Annotated in this window: 25 protein-coding genes and 1 pseudogene; 1 reads left to right on the top strand and 25 read right to left on the bottom strand. The window is 41.3% G+C overall.

Annotation, left to right across the window (positions count from 1 at the left end; all coding sequences use genetic code 11):
- Positions 1-91 precede the first annotated feature (91 nt).
- From B0I26_RS03565 to B0I26_RS03660, 20 genes and pseudogenes are all read right to left on the bottom strand, one after another.
- Positions 92-1,567 (bottom strand): spore germination protein, encoded by a 1,476-nt coding sequence (locus B0I26_RS03565; RefSeq protein WP_111644096.1) that lies wholly within the window; start codon positions 1,565-1,567, stop codon positions 92-94.
- A pseudogene (locus B0I26_RS03570) lies at positions 1,530-1,667 on the bottom strand (stage V sporulation protein AE); the annotation flags it as partial. The pseudogene B0I26_RS03570 and the gene B0I26_RS03565, both read right to left, overlap by 38 nt.
- Positions 1,668-1,713: 46 nt before the next feature.
- Complete coding sequence (spoVAE, locus tag B0I26_RS03575; RefSeq protein WP_111644097.1) at positions 1,714-2,064, bottom strand: stage V sporulation protein AE; 351 nt, start codon at positions 2,062-2,064, stop codon at positions 1,714-1,716.
- Complete coding sequence (gene spoVAD, locus B0I26_RS03580) at positions 2,064-3,080, bottom strand: stage V sporulation protein AD (protein ID WP_111644098.1); 1,017 nt, start codon at positions 3,078-3,080, stop codon at positions 2,064-2,066. Before spoVAD ends, spoVAE begins: the two co-directional genes overlap by 1 nt.
- 18 nt (positions 3,081-3,098) lie before the next feature.
- Positions 3,099-3,545, bottom strand: coding sequence for a stage V sporulation protein AC (gene spoVAC, locus B0I26_RS03585; RefSeq protein WP_111644099.1), 447 nt, complete (start codon positions 3,543-3,545; stop codon positions 3,099-3,101).
- A 148-nt stretch (positions 3,546-3,693) separates the two neighbouring features.
- Positions 3,694-4,116, bottom strand: a complete 423-nt coding sequence (locus tag B0I26_RS03590; RefSeq protein ID WP_111644100.1) for a stage V sporulation protein AB — start codon at positions 4,114-4,116, stop codon at positions 3,694-3,696.
- Positions 4,106-4,729, bottom strand: coding sequence for a stage V sporulation protein AA (locus tag B0I26_RS03595; RefSeq protein ID WP_111644101.1), 624 nt, complete (start codon positions 4,727-4,729; stop codon positions 4,106-4,108). Before B0I26_RS03595 ends, B0I26_RS03590 begins: the two co-directional genes overlap by 11 nt.
- A gap of 149 nt (positions 4,730-4,878) precedes the next feature.
- Positions 4,879-5,637 (bottom strand): RNA polymerase sporulation sigma factor SigF, encoded by a 759-nt coding sequence (gene sigF / locus B0I26_RS03600; protein WP_111644102.1) that lies wholly within the window; start codon positions 5,635-5,637, stop codon positions 4,879-4,881.
- Positions 5,638-5,650: 13 nt separating this feature from the next.
- Positions 5,651-6,091 (bottom strand): anti-sigma F factor, encoded by a 441-nt coding sequence (gene spoIIAB / locus B0I26_RS03605; protein ID WP_111644103.1) that lies wholly within the window; start codon positions 6,089-6,091, stop codon positions 5,651-5,653.
- Positions 6,091-6,441, bottom strand: coding sequence for an anti-sigma F factor antagonist (gene spoIIAA / locus B0I26_RS03610; protein WP_111644104.1), 351 nt, complete (start codon positions 6,439-6,441; stop codon positions 6,091-6,093). The genes spoIIAB and spoIIAA overlap by 1 nt, the downstream gene beginning before the upstream one ends.
- A gap of 129 nt (positions 6,442-6,570) precedes the next feature.
- Positions 6,571-7,746, bottom strand: coding sequence for a D-alanyl-D-alanine carboxypeptidase family protein (locus B0I26_RS03615; protein WP_111644105.1), 1,176 nt, complete (start codon positions 7,744-7,746; stop codon positions 6,571-6,573).
- 128 nt (positions 7,747-7,874) lie between these two features.
- Positions 7,875-9,176, bottom strand: coding sequence for a pyrimidine-nucleoside phosphorylase (locus B0I26_RS03620; protein ID WP_111644106.1), 1,302 nt, complete (start codon positions 9,174-9,176; stop codon positions 7,875-7,877).
- Positions 9,177-9,233: 57 nt separating this feature from the next.
- A complete protein-coding gene (locus tag B0I26_RS03625; protein WP_111644107.1) occupies positions 9,234-10,055 on the bottom strand; it encodes a purine-nucleoside phosphorylase in 822 nt (273 codons plus the stop codon).
- A gap of 11 nt (positions 10,056-10,066) precedes the next feature.
- On the bottom strand, positions 10,067-11,248 hold the full coding sequence (gene deoB / locus B0I26_RS03630) for a phosphopentomutase (RefSeq protein WP_111644108.1): 1,182 nt from the start codon (positions 11,246-11,248) through the stop codon (positions 10,067-10,069).
- A gap of 198 nt (positions 11,249-11,446) precedes the next feature.
- On the bottom strand, positions 11,447-12,343 hold the full coding sequence (gene xerD, locus B0I26_RS03635; protein ID WP_111644109.1) for a site-specific tyrosine recombinase XerD: 897 nt from the start codon (positions 12,341-12,343) through the stop codon (positions 11,447-11,449).
- A 6-nt stretch (positions 12,344-12,349) separates the two neighbouring features.
- Positions 12,350-12,562 (bottom strand): YqzK family protein, encoded by a 213-nt coding sequence (locus B0I26_RS03640; RefSeq protein ID WP_111644322.1) that lies wholly within the window; start codon positions 12,560-12,562, stop codon positions 12,350-12,352.
- A 123-nt stretch (positions 12,563-12,685) separates the two neighbouring features.
- Positions 12,686-13,147, bottom strand: a complete 462-nt coding sequence (fur, locus tag B0I26_RS03645) for a ferric iron uptake transcriptional regulator (protein ID WP_111644110.1) — start codon at positions 13,145-13,147, stop codon at positions 12,686-12,688.
- Between the two features lie 108 nt (positions 13,148-13,255).
- Positions 13,256-13,900: a stage II sporulation protein M gene (gene spoIIM, locus B0I26_RS03650; RefSeq protein ID WP_111644111.1), complete on the bottom strand. Its 645-nt coding sequence runs from the start codon at positions 13,898-13,900 to the stop codon at positions 13,256-13,258.
- Positions 13,901-14,009: 109 nt separating this feature from the next.
- Positions 14,010-15,176, bottom strand: a complete 1,167-nt coding sequence (locus B0I26_RS03655; RefSeq protein ID WP_111644112.1) for an endonuclease Q family protein — start codon at positions 15,174-15,176, stop codon at positions 14,010-14,012.
- Positions 15,169-15,729, bottom strand: a complete 561-nt coding sequence (locus B0I26_RS03660; RefSeq protein WP_111644113.1) for an NUDIX hydrolase — start codon at positions 15,727-15,729, stop codon at positions 15,169-15,171. Before B0I26_RS03660 ends, B0I26_RS03655 begins: the two co-directional genes overlap by 8 nt.
- Before the next feature lie 104 nt (positions 15,730-15,833).
- On the opposite strand from B0I26_RS03660, the gene B0I26_RS03665 reads away from it, so the two are divergent.
- Positions 15,834-16,754, top strand: coding sequence for an aldo/keto reductase (locus B0I26_RS03665; protein WP_111644114.1), 921 nt, complete (start codon positions 15,834-15,836; stop codon positions 16,752-16,754).
- Positions 16,755-16,808: 54 nt separating this feature from the next.
- Here B0I26_RS03665 and B0I26_RS03670 read toward each other — a convergent pair whose 3' ends face one another.
- The 5 genes from B0I26_RS03670 to B0I26_RS03690 form a co-directional block, all read right to left on the bottom strand.
- Positions 16,809-17,051 (bottom strand): YqkE family protein, encoded by a 243-nt coding sequence (locus B0I26_RS03670; protein WP_111644115.1) that lies wholly within the window; start codon positions 17,049-17,051, stop codon positions 16,809-16,811.
- 259 nt (positions 17,052-17,310) lie between these two features.
- Entirely contained in the window at positions 17,311-17,550 is a 240-nt protein-coding gene (locus tag B0I26_RS03675) for a DUF2552 family protein (RefSeq protein ID WP_111644116.1), read from the bottom strand.
- Entirely contained in the window at positions 17,543-17,878 is a 336-nt protein-coding gene (locus B0I26_RS03680) for an iron-sulfur cluster biosynthesis family protein (protein WP_111644117.1), read from the bottom strand. Before B0I26_RS03680 ends, B0I26_RS03675 begins: the two co-directional genes overlap by 8 nt.
- Before the next feature lie 199 nt (positions 17,879-18,077).
- Positions 18,078-18,866 carry an SDR family NAD(P)-dependent oxidoreductase gene (locus B0I26_RS03685; protein ID WP_111644118.1) on the bottom strand — a complete coding sequence of 263 codons (789 nt, stop codon included), beginning with the start codon at positions 18,864-18,866 and terminating at the stop codon, positions 18,078-18,080.
- 18 nt (positions 18,867-18,884) lie between these two features.
- Positions 18,885-19,841 (bottom strand): MBL fold metallo-hydrolase, encoded by a 957-nt coding sequence (locus B0I26_RS03690; protein ID WP_111644119.1) that lies wholly within the window; start codon positions 19,839-19,841, stop codon positions 18,885-18,887.
- Positions 19,842-19,968 lie beyond the last annotated feature (127 nt).

Genomic DNA, 19,968 nt, shown 5'->3' on the forward strand with positions numbered 1-19,968 from the left:
CAAGCAACGATTAACTGCCTTTTCCGCGGTAAAAAGATTACGTATAAATTATCACAACTTATAAAAAGTTGCAACTAGTTTTTTTACAAAATTAGGTTGGCTGTTTTTGACGGTTTTGCGGATGCACAATGCTCGGTCTTACTTTTGAACCGGGCACAGAGCGGCGGACGAGAATTTGCAAAAACGCTGATGGGTTAAACGGAATAAACGGCCATAAATACGGAGTATTCAATGAACGAATTTGTATTAAAAGCAATATATAAATCGTTACGCCAATCACAAAGCCAGGCACTTTAAAGAAAGCTACCGCTAATAAAAGAAACAGACGGGCAATTTTATTCGCAATGCTTAACTCATAGCTTGGTGTTGCAAATGAGCCAATGGCGGAAACAGAAATATAAAGAATCACTTCCGGCACAAACAATCCGACATTAATCGCAATTTCTCCGATTAATACCGCAGCAATTAAACCCATCGCTGTCGATAAAGGAGTTGGCGTATGAATCGCTGCCATACGCAAAAACTCCACCCCGATATCAGCAATAAACAATTGAACAATGGTAGGGATATTCGTTTTTTCATTCGGACCGATATACGAAAGTTTTTCCGGCAGCAAAGACGGCTCGATGACAAATAAATACCAAAGCGGCAATAGAAAAATCGATACGAAAATTCCGATAAAACGCACCCAGCGCACAAATGTCCCAATTGCCGGCGACTGCCGATATTCCTCGGCATGCTGTACATGGTGAAAAAAGGTCGTCGGCGTAATAATGACACTCGGCGATGTATCAACCATGATAATGACATGCCCTTCTAAAAGATGGGTGGCGGCAACATCCGGTCTTTCGGTATAGCGGACAAGCGGGTACGGGTTATATCCTTGCTTCACTAAAAATTCCTCGATCGTTTTATCCGCCATTGTTAAACCGTCAATTTTAATTGCTTTCAATTCTTTTCTAATCAGTTCAACAAGACCGGGGTCGGCGACGTCTTTAATATAAGCGATGCATATATCCGTTTTCGAACGTTCGCCAACTTGAATAATTTCATAGCGCAGCCGCTCATCGCGAATCCGTCTTCTCGTTAATGCCGTATTGACGATAATATTTTCCACATAGCCATCGCGCGCCCCGCGAACAACCTTTTCCGTATCCGGTTCTTGCGGCTGCCGTCCCGGATAACTGCGGACATCGACAACAAATCCGCTTGATTCTCCTTCCATTAGAATGACAATTAATCCTGACAAAAGCTTGTCAACCGCTTCGTCAAGATTTTCAACAGGGGTTACTTGCTGATGAACGAGACGATTTTCAATAATTTGCTTCGCCTGCGCCCGCTGTCTTTCATGATCGTTAATATCAACAATCTCTTTCAGCAATTCAATAATAAACTGCGTATCACAAAGACCATTGCAGTAATAAATATGTACTTCTTTATTTAGCACTTTCAGCTTGCGAATTCCTAAGTCAAAGCTGGTGCCTACACCGATTTTTTCTTTAAAAAAATTCTCATTGTCACTCAGTTTTTCAGAAATTGGTATATGATTTTTTTGCTTTGCTGCCATAGTACCCGCTCCTTTCGAGGATCATTTCTACCGCTTTTCTTGTAATAGGCGAGCCGTATTGAATGTGATCGTTATAGTCCATTTTTCCAATATCACCAATTCATCACCATCTGTCACTAATATGACCTGTCTTTTTTACATTTTGCTTATCCTTTCGGCTTAACAATCAAGCTAATGAGAAAAGAGAACAAAATTGCCGCAGAAAGGCTGATACCCGTTTGGGCAAACATTCCTGGTCCAATGCCAAGCAAGCCGCTCTCTTGCATATTTGCTTCAACTCCATCCATGAGCGCATAACCAAAACCGCTAATTGGAATGATGGCTCCGGCACCAGCAAAAGAGACGAGCCAATCATACACCCCGATGCTTCCAAGAAGGGCTCCTAGCACAACGAACATACTCATCACATGAATCGGTGAAAATTTCCACACATCCATTGCCATCTGACCGAATACACAAATGATTCCGCCCACCAAAAATGCAAAAATATATTCCATTACTTTTCCCCCTTCACCGCTTCTAACACCACTCCATGAGCAATGGCAGGTATAGATTCGTTTTGCCGCATCATCGTCGGACTTAACAATGCCCCTGTTGCAACAACGAAAATTTTCCGCAAATTCCCTTTTTCCATTTCCTTTAATAAATGGCCGTATGTCACAACGGCGCAGCAAGCACATCCGCTTCCTCCGGCAAACACTTCTTGGTCCGTCCGGTAAATCAGCAAACCGCAATCACGATGCTTATCAGCAAGATCATATCCTTCTTCACGTAACAACTCCCGCAAAATCGGACTGCCTACTCCTGATAAATCGCCTGTAACAATGAAGTCATAGTCTTGCGGGGAAGTTTTTAAATCTTGGAAATGCTGCCGAATCGTCGATGCCGCAGCCGGCGCCATTGCTGCCCCCATATCAAGCGGGTTGTACATCCCGAAATCAACGACTTTTCCGATGGTTGCCGCGGTAATGCGGAACAGGCTTTTTTCCCGGCTAACAAGTGCCGCTCCGGCCCCGGTTACAGTGAAGGTGGCGCTTTTTGGTTTTTGTCCGCCAAATTCGGTTGGATAGCGAAATTGCCTTTCTGCAGTGGCGTTATGGCTGCTTGTCGCGGTTAATACTCGTCTGGCAAAATTACCGTCGACAAGTGCCGCAGCTACAGCTAACGTCTCCATTGACGTTGAACAGGCACCAAACATGCATAAAAACGGGACCGGAAAATCGCGGGCTGTATAATTCGCTGTCACATTTTGATTTAATAAATCTCCTGCTAAAAAAAAGTCGATATCATTTATTTCTAACTTTGCTTTCGTTAAACATATTTGCACCGCTTCTTTCATTAAACGCCGCTCCGCTAACTCCCAAGTATCTTCTCCGCAATACAAATCTTGATAAGTTACATCAAATTGTTCGCCAAGCGGTCCTTCCGTTTCCGTTGGTCCGACAGCGGTCGCCGCTGCTTGAAGGTATACTTCATTTTCAAATATCCATGTTTGCTTTCCGACAAGCTTCACGCCGCTCCCTCCTTCAAGCTAGAATAAGGTCGAAAATAAATAGTGAATGACGCCAAGAATATAGGCGATGACAACACTATATACAATAACAGCACCAGCCACTTTAAACATATTGCTGGCAACTCCAAGAACAATACCTTCGCTGCGATGCTCAATAGCTGCGCTGGCTAATGAATTAGCAAAACCGGTGATTGGAATCAGCGAACCAGCCCCGGCAAATTGTCCAATTTTGTCATACACTCCCATCCCTGTTAACAATGTTGCAAGCAAAATGAAAGTTCCAAGCACCATCTGTTGTGCCACCGAAATATGTAGTGTAAAAATTTCTATATAAAGATTTTGTAACGCTTGACCGACTGCGCAAATGAAACCGCCGACAAAAAAAGCTTTTAGCGAATTAAAAAAATAGGAAGGTTTCGGTTGAAATAGTTTCACCGCTTCTTGATAGTGATCTCGTAACTTCATACAAGTCCCTCCCCAGAGCTTTTTTCAAACAATTCTTCCAACCGTAGGCGGGCGATATATTCAAATTTGTCTGCAAAGAGGCGCACATATGCTGTCCAGCTTTTTGGTAAGTGACCCTATATGGTGTATGAGGTCAACAGCTTCTTTATCAATGGTTAACAAAATAAATCCAATGAAACAAAGAACCAAATACTTTACCAAAGGCGATTGCCATCAGTAAAATGACAATTTTCTCCGCTACGCCAATTCGTTTGGCTAAAATGGGCCATACATTCAGCACTTCTGTTAAAGCGGCTGCAAGCATTCCAATAAAGACGCCGCTAAAAAGTCCCAATGGAATTAACAAATATTTTGATAAAGACAACACCGTATCACGAAGGCTTATCCACCCTCCTGTCAGTGCACCGGATACCACAGCCCATTCATACGCATGAATCCATTTCATCGTTTTTGTCAATTGCGTAAGCCGCGGAATCACGCCAAGAACAACGATAAAAGCAACAAAGCCGCTCCCCACCGCCAAGCCTCCCGCCAAGCCGATCATAATCGTGAGGATGACGTCAATCGTCATGAATTCTCCTCATGCTCTCTTTGTTTTCATTTACAATGACGTATTGATCGATCGCTTGCTGGTAGTTAAACATTTCGACTTCGAGAGGGCTTGGTTCTTCATTAATTCGCTTGCGAAATACATGGTTAAAAAACAAAATCATTCCAATTCCCAAGCCGATGGAGTAAGGAATTTGGAATAGCAGCGGTTTATCGGCTTTTTCGCCTGTAATAATCGTATACAGGCGCTGATGCACTTTCTGCATGCTCACATCCTCATGAAAATTCATAATGGCTAACGCCGAACCGATAAACAGCAGCAGCCAAATTAACGCAAAGTAAAGATTTGTCAAATTTCTTTTTTTGTATACGACTTCAATAATCGTTTGTGCAGGACCAATCGTTTGAATATCAAGAGACGAATCGAAATCCAGTATCGCCTCAACTACTTTCATCATGTCAATAATAACGATATTTTTATCGCTCGCTTTTATTTGGTAAATCCTAATTTTTTTTAGTTTTTCAATAAGTTCTGGATCGTTTATAATCATTTGTGCAATATCCCCAATACATACATCCGCGTTCGGATGTACTTGAACACGATTACGCAGCCTAATAAATACCGTTTTCTCCATCTGTCTCACATCCTGCGCATGAAATTCCTTATGAAATAGTATGTTTGAGCGCTGAAGCAATCATGCAGGGAAATCATATTTTCCAAAAATTTCACACAAATACTTTTATTTAGCACAACTTTAAACAGCAAAAAACAAACGAATGGATGTCACTCATCCATTCGTTCTTTTATTTGTTGCAATATTTTCTTTTCTAATCTTGAGACTTGTACTTGAGAGATGCCTAATCTAGATGCCACTTCTGATTGGGTTTGGTCTTTATAGTAACGCAAATAAACAATGAGCCGTTCTCGTTCGTCGAGCTCTTCAATCGCCTTTTTTAAAGCAAGTTTGTCAAACCATGATGTTGTAGTTTGATCGGTAATTTGGTCAAGAAGCGTAATTGGGTCGCCGTCATTTTCATAAACCGTTTCATGAATCGAGGTTGGCGAACGGCTCGCATCTTGCGCAAGAATCACATCTTCAGGCAATATATTCAAATAGTCGGCAAGTTCCGTAACAGTTGGCGCTCTTCCGTATTGTTTTAACAATTCATCTTTTGCCTTGCGAATTTTGTTGCCTGTTTCCTTTAAAGAACGGCTGACCTTAACCGTTCCATCATCGCGAATAAACCGCTGAATTTCACCGATAATCATCGGGACTGCATAAGTCGAAAACTTAACATCATATGATAAATCAAATTTGTCAACTGACTTTAGTAAACCGATGCAGCCGATTTGAAATAAATCGTCCGGCTCATAACCACGGTTTAAAAAACGCTGAACAACCGACCAAACGAGGCGCATATTTTTTTCGATAATTTCATCCCGCGCCTCTTGGTCTCCTTCTTGGCTTCGGCGAATCAATTCTTTTATTTCGTGATCTTTTAAATGCGACTGATTATTTTCTTGTTTGACATCGACATCCATAGGCATGTCTCCCTTAATTGCATAGCGCTTTGCTCTTCGTTAAATATTTGGTTAAATGAACGGTTGTTCCTTTGTTGATTTCCGAATGAACAACAACTTCATCCATAAAATTTTCCATAATCGTAAAGCCCATTCCTGAGCGCTCAAGTTCTGGTTTTGTCGTAAACAAAGGCTGGCGCGCTTCTTTAACATCAACGATGCCGACACCTTCATCGCGAATAGTAATTTCCGCAACACCGTCATCAATGACAACAGAAATGTATACAATTCCATTCGGATCGTTATTGTAGCCGTGAATAATGGCATTCGTTACTGCTTCTGAAACGACAGTTTTGATTTCTGTAAGCTCATCCATCGTCGGATCGAGCTGGGCAATAAAAGCCGCAACAGTGATGCGAGCGAATGATTCATTTTGGCTAAGCGCGGAAAATTGGAGGTGCATTTCGTTTCTCATTACGCCACCCCCAATGTTTTTAATGCATATTGTTCATCGCTTTCAAAGCGAATAATTTTGAATAGACCCGCCATTTCAAATAGCCTTTTCACAGATGGGGAAATGGAGCAAACGATCATTTCGCCACCGATATTCTTAATTTGCTTGTATCGTCCTAAAATCACTCCAAGTCCCGAACTGTCCATAAATGTTAAATGCTCGAGATTTAAAACAATATGACGAATTTGTTCTTTTTCCAATAAATGAGCTGCTTTTGTACGAAGTTCCTCAGCCGTATGATGATCCAGCTCGCCTGCGAGACGAATGAGTAATACATCATGTTTGACTTCAAGACTAATCGTAAGACTCATTGCACTTTCCCCCTTGTTAACTCGGATAGGGAGAGTTTCGATGAACAAAGCCTAGAATCCTTCATTCACGACAAAACTAGTGACTATTCGCTAAAACTAGAAAACAGTATACAAAAATTGACAAGTCATTTAGGACTTCACAAACCAGCCGAATGTCCGTTTAAATAAATCCCACCAGCTTGCCTGCTCAACATTTTCTTTAGCGACAAGCGGACTTTCGAGAACCACTTTGCCGTTTTGTTTTAACACAAGTGTGCCGAGTGGATCGCCTTTCTTAATCGGTGCTTTTATGTTTTCTTTCACTTCAATCACTTTTTTAATGTCTTTAATGGACGCCCCTTTTTTCGTTAAAACGGAAATTGGCTCTGATGTGACAATATCGACTTCATTCCATTTTCCTTTGCTCACATTGGCTTTGCTAATGACGTGATTTCGCTCATAAATAGGGTGTGTTTTATATTGGCTGAATGCATAATCTAGCATTTTTGTCACTTGTGCGTTGCGCTCTTTCGGTGTCGGTGCGCCAAACACGACCGCAATAACGCGCATATTATCCTTTTTAGCCGTTGCTGTTAAACAATATTTTGCCTCGTTCGTAAACCCTGTTTTTACTCCATCAACTCCAGGGTAAAATTTGACAAGCCTGTTCGTATTCACAAGCCAAAATTTTTTATCTGTATTTTCACGCAAATAGTCTTCGTATTTACCTGTATATTTTGTAATTTGTTCATATTTCAAGAGCTCTTTTGCCATTATCGCCATATCATAAGCTGAACTGTAATGATCTGCAGCTGGCAAGCCGGTGGAGTTTTTAAATGATGTATTTTTTAGTCCTAACTCTTTCGCTTTGTTGTTCATCATGGCGACAAACGCTTCTTCAGAGCCGGCAATTCGCTCTGCCATTGCGACCGAGGCATCGTTTCCTGAACCGATGGCAATGCCTTTTAATAGTTCATCAACCGTCATTTCTTCTCCTGGTTCGAGGAAAATTTGTGATCCGCCCATAGAAGCAGCATATTCGCTCGTGCGCACTTTTTCTGTTAATGTCAGTTCGCCTTTGTCGATGGCTTCCATAATTAAAAGCATCGTCATAATTTTTGTCATGCTCGCCGGCGGCAGTTTTTCATGTGCATTTTTTTCATACAGCACAGTTCCAGTATCACGTTCAATGAGAATCGCTGATCTTGCCTCATCTGCTAGCTCTACATTTTGTCTATTCGTTTTTGCTTTTTCCTCCGCTTGGACGCCTGCGGAAATGGTAAACACAAACAGAAATGTAAAAACACTTATGAACAACCTCTTCATGTCCCAAACCTCCATTCTTTATACATGCCATTTTTTCCAAATGATACATTTTTATACAAAACAAAATAAAAAAAGGGGGTCTGACCCTCACCGCGTTAACGTGTTGGAGTCAGACCCCTTTTATGTTTTTAGGAGATTTTGTCATAAATTAATGTTGGTGCTTGAACCGGTGCTGCTGAGATTTTGATGTTTTCGTACAGCTTTTGTTTTACTTCTTCAATGTTTTCTGTATTGCTGTGAATGGTCACTAAGGAGTCACCTTTTTTCACTTGATCGCCAATTTTTTTGCGCAGCACTAAACCGACTGCTAAATCGATCGTTGATTCTTTTGTAGCGCGCCCTGCACCCAAAAGCATCGCCGCCGTTCCGATTTCATCTGCCACAATTTCTGAAACATAACCGTCTTCTTTAGCTTCTAACTCAAATTGATATTTCGCTTGCGGAAGCTTCGATGGGTCATCGACAACAGAAGCATCGCCGCCTTGGGCACTTAAGAATGTTTTAAATGTTTCAAGCGCTGAGCCATCCTTCATTGCTTGTTCAAGCATTGCCCGCGCCTCTTCTAACGATGCTGCTTTCTCTGCCAAGTAAACCATATGGCTGCCTAATGTTAAACACAATTCTTCGAGATCTTTCGGTCCTTCTCCTTTTAGCGTATCAATTGCTTCTTTCACCTCAAGCGCATTTCCGATCGCAAATCCCAGCGGCTGGCTCATATCGGAAATAACCGCCATCGTTTTACGGCCTACTCGCTTGCCGATTTCCACCATGGCTGTGGCTAACTGTTTCGCCCCTTCCAAATCTTTCATAAATGCGCCTGCGCCTGTTTTAACATCCAGTACAATCGCATCAGCCCCCGCCGCAATTTTTTTACTCATAATCGAAGAAGCGATGAGCGGAATGCTGTTTACCGTTGCTGTTACATCGCGAAGTGCATACAGTTTTTTATCCGCTGGAGTTAAATTTCCCGTCTGTCCAATGACAGCAATTTTGTTTTGATTCACTAAGCGAATAAACTCATCGTTATCAATTTCAACATGGAATCCAGGAACGGATTCTAATTTATCAATGGTTCCTCCGGTGTGTCCAAGACCGCGTCCCGACATTTTCGCCACAGGAACACCAACAGAAGCGACAAGGGGACCTAATACTAATGTCGTCGTATCGCCAACACCGCCTGTCGAGTGTTTATCAACCTTAATTCCGTCGATGTTTGAAAGATCAATCACATCTCCGGAATGAACCATTGCCATTGTCAACGTTGCTGTTTCTTCCTCAGTCATACCGCGGAAAAAGACAGCCATCGCAAAGGCGCTCATTTGATAGTCTGGAATATCACCTTTTGTATAACCTTCAATAATAAATTGAATTTCCTCTTTTGTTAAAGCATATCCGTCACGTTTCTTTTCAATTAAATCGACCATTCTCATCGTTTATCACCTTTTTCCCTTTATTAAAAAATATATGTGTAATGCGGAAAGGCTGTTTTATTTCGCCATTTCCGCAATAATCGCTTTGACGAAACGCAAAAAGTCAGACTTTACCTTTTCCGTTGTCTCGATTACTTCATCATGTGTTAACGGCTGGTCTAAAATACCTGCTGCCATATTGGAAATACAAGAAATTCCCAACACTTCCATTTGCGCATGACGGGCTACAATCACTTCAGGTACAGTAGACATGCCGACAGCATCGCCACCGAGTGTGCGAATCATGCGGATTTCCGCTGGCGTCTCATATGAAGGACCTGTGTTGGCGACATAAACGCCTTCTTGCACTTTTATATTCAATTTTGATGCTGCTTCTTTTGCCAGCTTGCGGAGACGTTTGCTGTAGGCTTCCGTCATGTCAGGGAAACGCACTCCTAATGCCGGATCGTTCGGACCAATTAGCGGGTTTCCGCCCATATTATTAATATGATCCGTGATAATCATTAAATCTCCCGGTTGAAAGCTTTCATTTACTCCTCCGGCCGCATTCGTTACAATTAACTGCTCAATGCCTAACGCTTTCATTACCCGTACCGGGAATGTCACTTTCTCAAAATCATATCCTTCATAGTAGTGAAAACGGCCTTGCATCGCAAGCACAGTTGCGCCTTCCAATTGACCGTATACAAGCTGACCTGCATGCCCTTCTACCGTTGACACAGGAAATTCCGGTATTTCGCGATAAGGAATTTTGATCGCATTTTCGATTTCGTCGGCCAAAACGCCAAGACCTGAGCCAAGAATCAAGCCGATTTGCGGTGCTTTTGGGAATTTTTCTTTTAGATAGCTCGCGGCTTTTTCAATAGCTGCTTTGTTCATCGATATTCCTCCTATTTTAGCTCTTCTAAGAAGCTTGTGCCGTATTTCGGCATTGTCACGTTAAAGTTATGGGCGATCGTTGCTCCAACATCAGCAAATGTTTGGCGCAGCGGCAGTTCTTTTCCGCCATTCATGCTTGGGCTGTATACAAGAAGCGGCACATATTCACGCGTATGGTCCGTACCATGATGTACAGGGTCATTGCCATGGTCTGCGGTAATCATGAGTAAATCGTCTTCTTTTAACAATTCAAATACTTCCGGAAGACGGGCATCAAACTCTTCAAGCGCATCTCCATAACCTTGCGGGTCGCGGCGATGTCCGTATAAGGCATCAAAGTCAACTAAATTTACGAAGCTAAGCCCTGTGAAATCCATTTTTAACGTTTCAACTAATTTATCCATACCATCCATATTTGATTTTGTGCGCAATGATTTTGTCACACCTTCGTTATCATAAATATCGGAAATTTTACCAATGGCAATCACTTCATATCCCGCATCTTTCAATTCGTTCATCACTGTGCGCCCGAACGGCTTTAACGCATAATCATGACGATTGGCAGTCCGTTGGAAATGACCCGGTGTTCCGATGAACGGACGAGCGATGACACGCCCAACCATATATTTTTCATCTAACGTCAGCTCCCGGGCGATTTTACAAATGCTGTATAGCTCATCGAGCGGAATGATTTCTTCATGAGCGGCAATTTGCAATACAGAATCCGCCGATGTATAAACGATCAAAGCGCCTGTTTCCATATGCTCTTTTCCAAGCTCTTCAATAATCGCTGTGCCACTTGCCGGCTTATTGCCAATCACTTTGCGGCCTGTCCGTTTTTCCAATTCGTCAATCAATTCTTTCGGAAAACCTTCAGGAAACACTTGGAATGGAGTATCAATTTTTAACCCCATAATTTCCCAATGCCCTGTCATCGTATCTTTACCGGCAGATGCCTCCTGCATTTTTGTATAATAAGCAAGCGGTTTTTCTGCTTTTGGCACACCTTTAATTTCGCGAATATTGCTTAAACCGAGCTTCGCCATATTCGGCATGTTCAAACCGCCGCGATGCTCAGCAATATGTCCAAGAGTATCGGCACCTTTATCGTTGTATTTTTCCGCATCCGGCGCTTCACCGATTCCAACCGAATCCATCACAATTAAAAATACACGCTTATATGAATGATTCACGTCGATTCCTCCTGAGTGTAATAAAATTGCTTTCTAACTTATATGATTTCCTAATTGGCAAAAAACAAGCAATAAAAATTGGTCAGAAGTCTGACAACTAGATTATAAAACGTTTTCATCGTTGTAAGCAATAAAAAAATAAAATAAGGCTGATCGATTCAGCCTTATAACACTAATAACTAATAAACTATCAAACTACTATGCACGCGGATGATACATGTTGTATACATCTTTTAATCTTGTTTTTGTAACATGGGTATAGATTTGCGTTGTCGAAATATCAGCATGTCCAAGCAATTCTTGTACAGCTCTTAAGTCAGCACCGTTCTCTAATAAATGAGTGGCAAACGAATGTCTTAATGTGTGAGGAGTTAATTCTTTTTCAATTTTTGCTTCTTTGGCAAGCTTCTTTAAAATTTTCCAAAACCCTTGCCTTGACAAACGCTCTCCGTGATGGTTCAGAAAAAGCGCTTCCGTTTTTGGCTTTTTCGGGTTTATAAGCTTTCTCCTTGCCGATTCGATATACAATTTTAATGCCTTCGTTGCCATGCTGCCAATCGGCACAATCCGTTCTTTATTCCCTTTTCCGTAACAGCGCACAAAGCCCATCGTTAAATGAACATCTGATATGTTCAAATTGACAAGCTCGCTGACGCGAATGCCTGTTGCGTATAATAGTTCCAGCATCGCTTTATCGCGGATACCAAATGGTGTATTCGTTTTCGGCGTCTCCAGCAAAGCCTCCACTTCCGCAGTTGACAACACTTTCGGAAGCGTTCTTTCTACTTGAGGAGATTCAATATGAACGGATGGATCCCGCTCCGTTACCTTTTCTCTCAATAAAAACTGATGGAACGAACGAATCGAGGCGACATGCCTTGCAATCGTTTTTGGTGAATTTCCTTTTTCCTTTAAAAATTTTAAAAATTGAAGGATATGAAGCCGCGATACATCGTTAAACGAATCAAGCTGCTCCACATTGATAAGATATTGCATATACTTTTTTAAATCCCGTTCGTATGAAACAATCGTATTTTGTGCTAAGTTTCTTTCCACAATCAAATAGTGAATGAAATCTTTTATATGGTTTTCCAATGCTCTCTACTCCCCATCTCGATAAAAAAACAACAATCGTTCCAGCCAATCGCTTCGATGCTGTCCTACCGTCGACACTTTTAATGCTGAACCTTCAGGCTCATCGTAGCGATGGTAATTCTCATACTCTTGATTCATCCATACAATACTATAATAAAATAAAATTGTACAACCCGTAAATAAAAGGAACACTTTTAACATCTGCAGCAACATCTTTATCCAAGATTTCATGGCCTTCCTCCGTATTTAATACTTTATTTAATAGAGGATATGCCATATTTTTTTTCATTTATACATATAAACTAAAAAACCTTTTCAAACTTGAAAAGGTTTTTTACGAAGTCATTCATGCTCCTCTTTCTGTTCTTTTTCTTGACAGCGGTAACAAATGCCATGGAACGTTAAACGGTGATCTTTAATTTTGAAATTCCAATCCCGCTCAACAATCGCTTCGACATCTTCAAGCAAATCTTCTTGAATTTCATCAACTGCACCGCATTCAATGCAAACGAGATGGTGATGAAAGTGAGCAGCCCCTTCTTTGCGAAGGTCATAACGCGACACGCCATCTCCAAAATTAATTTTATCAACAATTTTCAGCTCCGTTAACAACTCAAGTGTTCGATACACTGTCGCTAAACCGATCTCAGGTGATTTTTCTTTAACGAGGAGGTATACGTCTTCCGCACTTAAATGATCCTCTTCATGTTCTAAAAGCACTCGAACTGTTGCCTCACGTTGCGGCGTAAGCTTATAGCCAGCCGTGTGTAGCTGTTTTTTTATTCGTTCAATACGACTTTCCATCTTTACTCCCTCCCACGCCATTCAACCATAATTATAACAAAAGAAATGAAAGTGTCAAAATAAAATGATTATAAACTAATAAATAAAATGATTATTATATGATAATTATTATTTATTTATTGTTTGAATCACTTCTCTCATCAATATGGGTGATAAATATGCTTCAATAAACGATGAAGCTAATAAACCAATGCTGACAAATATTATGACAAGCATATAGCGGACAATTATTGGAAAAACCGGCTCATAAGCGCGCTTCATAAACTGATTGCGCACCATTTTTAATGAAAACGATACGGATACAGTCCCCATAACGATAAAAGCAGGAATGACAAGCAAATTTTGCGGCATAACCGAAACGAATGATAATAAAAATCCGTGCCATCCCATTTGATTGACTAAAAATCCAACGGTAAACCCGACAACGATGCCTTTTAAAAACAGCAAAATTAAAATAATTGGCAATCCGATAATCGAAATTCCTAACATCCACATAAGTCCGACGTATTTTATATTATGAAAATAACTTTGTTGAAACATATCGTATGCGCCGGCCAGTTCTCCGCTTGATACTTGTCCAAAAAAGCGCGTTAAGTAATAATATAAATCTTGTTTTTGACTAAAATTTAAACTGTTCACAACAATCGCCCCAAAAACAACACCCATTAAAAATAAAACAATCATAAACAAATAAATCGATGAATGCTCGCGAAAATGCAGCATAAGCGCAGATTTAAAAGTTTGTCTTCTCATTTCTAGTCTTTCCCCCTATCATACTCTTAGTAGATTGTATGAAAAGATTTGAAATCTATGACAGGGAAAAAGATTTAGTAGAAAAAGGAGCCAACAAAAATCGCTCCTTCTACTCAGGAGCGATTTTTCCGTATTTGCCGCCGCCTCCAGCGTGAATATGGAGCTTTCCAGAACGTGCGAGAACAATGAGATTCGCCAGTTTTTCTCCGACAACCTCTGTTAATTGTTCGCAAGACACATCATGTAACACGCGCATTTCGGTTCCGAAATAAGAGAGCAATTTTTGATACGCTTTTGGACCGAGCCCAGGAATGAACTCTAACGGCACTTGATAAATATAAGGCGGACGATGGCCGGGCAAAACAGTGCTTGTTTTCAATTCCTGCAAGCGCTCAAAAACCCCTTTTATTTGTTTGCGATGTCCGCAAACAGAACAAGGTTCGTTCCCGTTTTCAAGCGGATGCAAACAGTTTTCACAGACGGTTTGATGATACTTTCCAAGCAATGGGTTAAGTCCATAATTGGCGACCATCGCGCGTCCTTCTTCTCGTTTTAATGCCTTTTTCAACTCGGCAAAAGTCGCTGCTTCCATGCGAATAATTTGATATTCCCGAGCGATTTTCCTAAGCGAGTGGGCATCGGAATTCGATAAATACGAATAACGGTGAAGCTCAGCAATCTGGTCTGCCATCTTTGTATCCGCGCTCAACCCTAACTCAATCGCATCAATTAAATCGGCATCAAACACTTCTGTTAAACTTTTACGCACACCTTTGCCGTAAAGACTTTTGAACGGAGTGAACGCGTGTGCCGGAACAAATAATCCGCCTAGCTGCTTAACGATCTTTTGTAATTCTTTTCCTAAACCATACATTCTCTGTGAGCTTAATGAAATGTTTTTTACCCGTTTTTCCAGCCATTGTGAAAATAGGCGCATTGTCTCAACCGTCGGAAAAAAAGCAAGCACATGAATCGGACCTTGACAATGTTCATCATACACTTCAATTTCACTTCCTAAAATAACGGTCATATCATTGGCACGCACACCGCCGTCTTGATGTTCTGTGAATGCTCCCGTCAAAATGCCATGTTCGATTTCAGCCAAAACTTCCGGCACATGGCAATCAATAATGCCAATCATATTTAATCCTTTTGTTTCCGAAGCTTCGGTTAAAATATTCGGAAGCGTTAGCGTTTTCGCCCCCGTTATTTTTACCGGTTTTCCCGATGCAGTCCGGCCAATGTGAATATGTAAATCAACATAATAGTTATTCATGCTTCTCTCCTAACATTTGTTGCAGTTGTAAATATTGAATCGCATACGCTGTTTTTGCATCATAGATTTGCTGTTCTTTGACAAGCTGCAACGCTTCCTCAAGCGTGACTTCCAACACATCTACAAATTCATCTTCGTCGAGCGATGCGGCATTTTCTAGTTTTGATAAATTTTCCGCGATATATAAGTGGACGATCTCATCAGCAAAACCCGGTGATGTATAAAAGGAAGTTAAGTGGCGCAGAGTTTCGCACTTGTAGCCCGTTTCTTCTTCTAATTCCCGACGCGCAGTGGCGATCGGTGCTTCCCCTTTCTCTAATTTTCCTGCCGGTATTTCTACTAAGACGCGATCCATTGCTTTACGATATTGACGAACGAGTACAATTTTCCCTTCGTATGTCACTGCGATAATCGCCACCGCCCCTGGGTGCTTCACAATTTCCCGCTTGCTTGTTTTCCCATTTGGCAGCAGCACTTCTTCCACATATAAGTCAATGACTTTTCCAGCAAAAATCTGTTTTTTCGCAACTGTTTTTTCTACTAAATGTTCCATATCATTCGCTCTCCCGTCTATATTATTTTCCATCTTATTGTACTATATTTGAGGTTTTTTTACCTTTCATTGTAAAATGTGTTTAGTTGGAGGGAGGAATTTTTATGAAAAAAAGACGTATTGGCTCATCAGACTTATATGTGAGCGAAATCGGTCTTGGCTGTATGTCGCTTGGCACAGATGAGACAAAAGCGATTCGAATCATTCACGAAGCGCTGGAGTATGGCATTAACTACTTAGATACTGCCGATCTTTACGATCGCGGCTTGAACGAAGAGTTTGTTGGGAAAGCGATGAAAGGAAAGCGGGAACAAGTGATATTGGCAACAAAAGTAGGAAACCGCTGGGAAGAAGGAAAAGAAGGTTGGTATTGGGATCCTTCAAAAGCATATATAAAACAAGCAGTGAAAGACAGCTTACGCCGCTTGCAAACCGATTATATCGACTTATATCAGCTTCACGGCGGCACGATTGAAGATCGAATCGATGAAACGATTGAAGCATTTGAAGAGCTGAAGCAAGAAGGAGTCATTCGTTATTACGGCATCTCGTCGATTCGTCCGAACGTCATTCGCGAATATGTGAAACATTCAAATATCGTAAGCGTCATGATGCAATATAGCCTATTAGACCGACGTCCAGAAGAATGGTTTCCGTTATTGGAAGAACACAACATTAGTGTGATTGCCCGCGGGCCAGTCGCAAAAGGATTGTTGACAGAACGACCATTAGAAATGGCGAATGAAAGCGTAAAAGAGCACGGCTATCTTGACTATACATATGCTGAACTGCAAACGCTTCTCCCACAAATCAAGGAAAAAATGAAGAAAAACCGCACGCTCACAGCAACCGCCTTGCAATTTTGCTTAGCACACCCAGTTGTTGCCGCTGTTATTCCAGGAGCAAGCAGTCTTGAACAGCTCAAAGAAAACATTTCCGCTGCCTCTGCACCAAGTTTAACAGCCGAAGAATATGAATGGCTAAAACAACTGACAAAATCGTCTGTATATGATGTACATCGTTAAAAGGGGTCTGCCCCCATCGCTTCACCACGTTAACGCAGCATGGGGGTCTGATCCCTATTTAAATTTTCTCCAATCTAAGTCGCTTTCGTTTAACAATTCTTCAAATGATTTATTTTTCTCGCGGCGTTTTTGTTCTTCGCGTCTTTTTGCTGCTTCTTCCGCTTTTTTTCGCTGTTCTTCTGCTTCCAATTCCCTCTTCTTCGCCTTTAATTGCTCAAATAAATTGGAATGAAGATGATCTTTTAACGTTATTTTCTCCTCTTTTTCTGGTGATAATGGTTGACGGCGTTTTTTCACAATTCATTCCCCCTATGCATAAAAACAAACGTTTTTCTTCATGATAATAGCGAATATCAAATTATATAGAAGGAGGCGAACATCATGGCCAAAAACCACGGACAAAAAGGGAAACCGAATGCCGACACTGTAAAGCCAGTGATCGCCAAAGAAGAACTGGAAAAAGCAACTCACCCGACAAAAAGACAAAATGCACCACAATAAATACCTTTTTCTTTAACACATCACCGCGTGAACATAGCGGGGGTCTGACCCCCGCTTATAAAACCTCTGTTATATGCTCCATGTGTTTGGCCATCCATTCAAGCGCATCATTAAGCGTGGCGAATTCTCGTGTTTCAAACGTCATTTCGTCCTGCAAAAGCCAAACATCTTTCGGTTCTTGATACACTCCGGCGATGGACCAATGCAATAAGCTGTATGGATGGTTTTCGTGCAAAAAAGACACCCATGTTTTATTTTTGGCGATATTTCCGATTTGTTTTAATTTGTCATTCATTGCGTTCACTTCTTTCTACTAACGACATGCGCGGATTAATGATCTCGCTTGGGCTTTTTAACTGAAAACATCCGACCGATTCAACCGTATCAATTGTCATTGTCTCATCATAAAAAACGAGCCGCGATTTTTCAAGTAAAATCGGTACAAAATTTGTGTCGACAACGATATCATCTTGATCTGCATGTTCAACAAGCCAAAGGGCCGTCACCCCATTCACTGCACAACCGCAGCCATCTGTATCATATTTTAATTTTAACTGCTTATTCGTACGAGACAAAATCGGTTTTAGCTTTTCGATCGCTTTATCAGTAAATGTGATTTTCATAGTTGTTGATACTCCTTTTTTGTTATTTTACTACTATGACAGTTATTGAATTTTCCGTTCATAACCATTACTATCAAAAATGACACATTTATGAACATCTCACAAAATAAGAGGCGGCCTTAGACCCCCTCTTGGGAAATGGAGAAAAAAAGCTTTCTCCTTATAAGATACAGCAACTCCTCTCCTTCATAAACCAGCGTCATTTTTGATAAAACGCTTTTCCGCCTGCTTTCTCAACAAGCGTCGGGAACAGTTGATACAACTTGCTGCCAATATTCATCCAACGCGGCAGATTTACTTCGCGTGTTGGTGTCAACATAATATCAACGACGCGGCGCGCCACTTCTTCTGCATCAAGCATATAGCGCTCAACATTTTTCACATAACTTCCTGACGCATCAGCAATGTCGAAAAAGTTCGTTTTTATTGGTCCTGGATTAACCGCCGTAACATAGACTCCCAACTTTGCTGCTTCCATGCGCAGGCTATTTGTAAATCCCAATACGGCATGTTTCGTTGCCGCATAAACGCTCGATTTTGGAGTAGCCATTTTCCCGGCCTGTGAAGCAATATTAATAATATGCCCCGTTTTACGCTCTGCCATATGAGAAAGCGCGATTTTCGAACAGGCAATAAGACCGAACACGTTCACTTCAAACATTTTTCTCATTTCTGTCAAGTCGATATCTTCGACGTTTCTAAATACGCCAAACCCAGCGTTATTTACTAGTACATCAACCGTCTTCACCTCATGAAAAAGGTGTGTGAACACCGTTTCAACAGCCGTTAAATCGCTGACGTCCAAACGATAATAATAGCAAGGAACTTGATAACTAGATCGGATATCACTTGCAATCTCTTTCAGCTTTTCTTCGCTTCTTGCAAGCAAAATTGGCGTCGCCCCGCGTTTAGCGACTTCGTAAGCTATTTTTTCGCCGACTCCTGCTGATGCTCCTGTAATGACAATATGTTTTCCTGCAAGCTTCAAAAAACGTCACCTCATTGCTTATTTTGCCTCATACACATAATGTTCGCCAACTTTCCGTTTAACGACCTTGCCAATGTCTTCGAGATAATCTAACTGCCCGATTGTTTCAGACATCGTTAATATAAATTCCCGTTCATAAACGGCTGGAAACAGCTGCTTGCATACGTCAAATGCACTTAGCGGCCTCGCTTTAAGCATATCCAATACTTGATACGCCCGCTCCCGCTGTTTATTTAACCGCTTTTCGACCAGTTCTTTTACTTCGGTTACGTCATCGCCATGTCCCGTAACAATGCGCGAAATATGATAATCAAACAGCTTTCTTAACGAGCGGTTATACTGAAGCAGCGGTTTTGGCCGTTCCGTTTCGCCATTAAAAGGCGGCTCTAAAAGCGGATTGGAAGAAATGGCTAAAAGCAAATGGTCTCCTCCAATCATAAGCCCGTCTTGCTCACGGTATAGCACGATATGACTTTGCGCATGACCGGGCGTTTCAATCACCGTCCAACCAGATAACCCCGAAATGGCATCTCCTTCTTGAATCGTTGCTGAAAGGCTGCGCCGGCAAGAATAACGAAGCGAGCTCCGCATTTCTGATAACTGAGCTAAAAAAGCATTTTCGACCCCGCATTCTTTTAAAAATTGCTCAAAAAATTGTTGATCCTTCTCAAGAAATTCCGGTGCTTTGCTTAACCATCGTTCCCCTTTTATATGACCGACCACATGCAAAGAGGAAGGAAAATAATCAAGTAACCCGACATGATCAGGATGATGGTGTGTAAGAACCACTTGCTCAATATCCGAAGGAGTAAAACCTAGTTGGCGCAATTGATGCTGAAACATTTGCCATGCTTCCTCTGTTTTAACACCAGCATCTACGAGTGTCAATGTTTCGCCTTTAATTAAATACATGTTCACATCTCCGACAGCAAACGGGGTCGGAACGGTAATACGATATATTTGTTCATTGCTCATTGATGAAGTCCCCTTTTATTATTATATTTTAATAATAATTTTACATAAAAGCGATGATACTCTCTTAAAAGTTTACAATTATTCTCTTTTTTTGTCATTATTTTTGAATAATTCGTGCAAAAAATTA

This window comes from Paranoxybacillus vitaminiphilus, assembly GCF_003259935.1.
In the GTDB taxonomy this organism is placed as follows: Bacteria; Bacillota; Bacilli; order Bacillales; family Anoxybacillaceae; genus Paranoxybacillus; species Paranoxybacillus vitaminiphilus.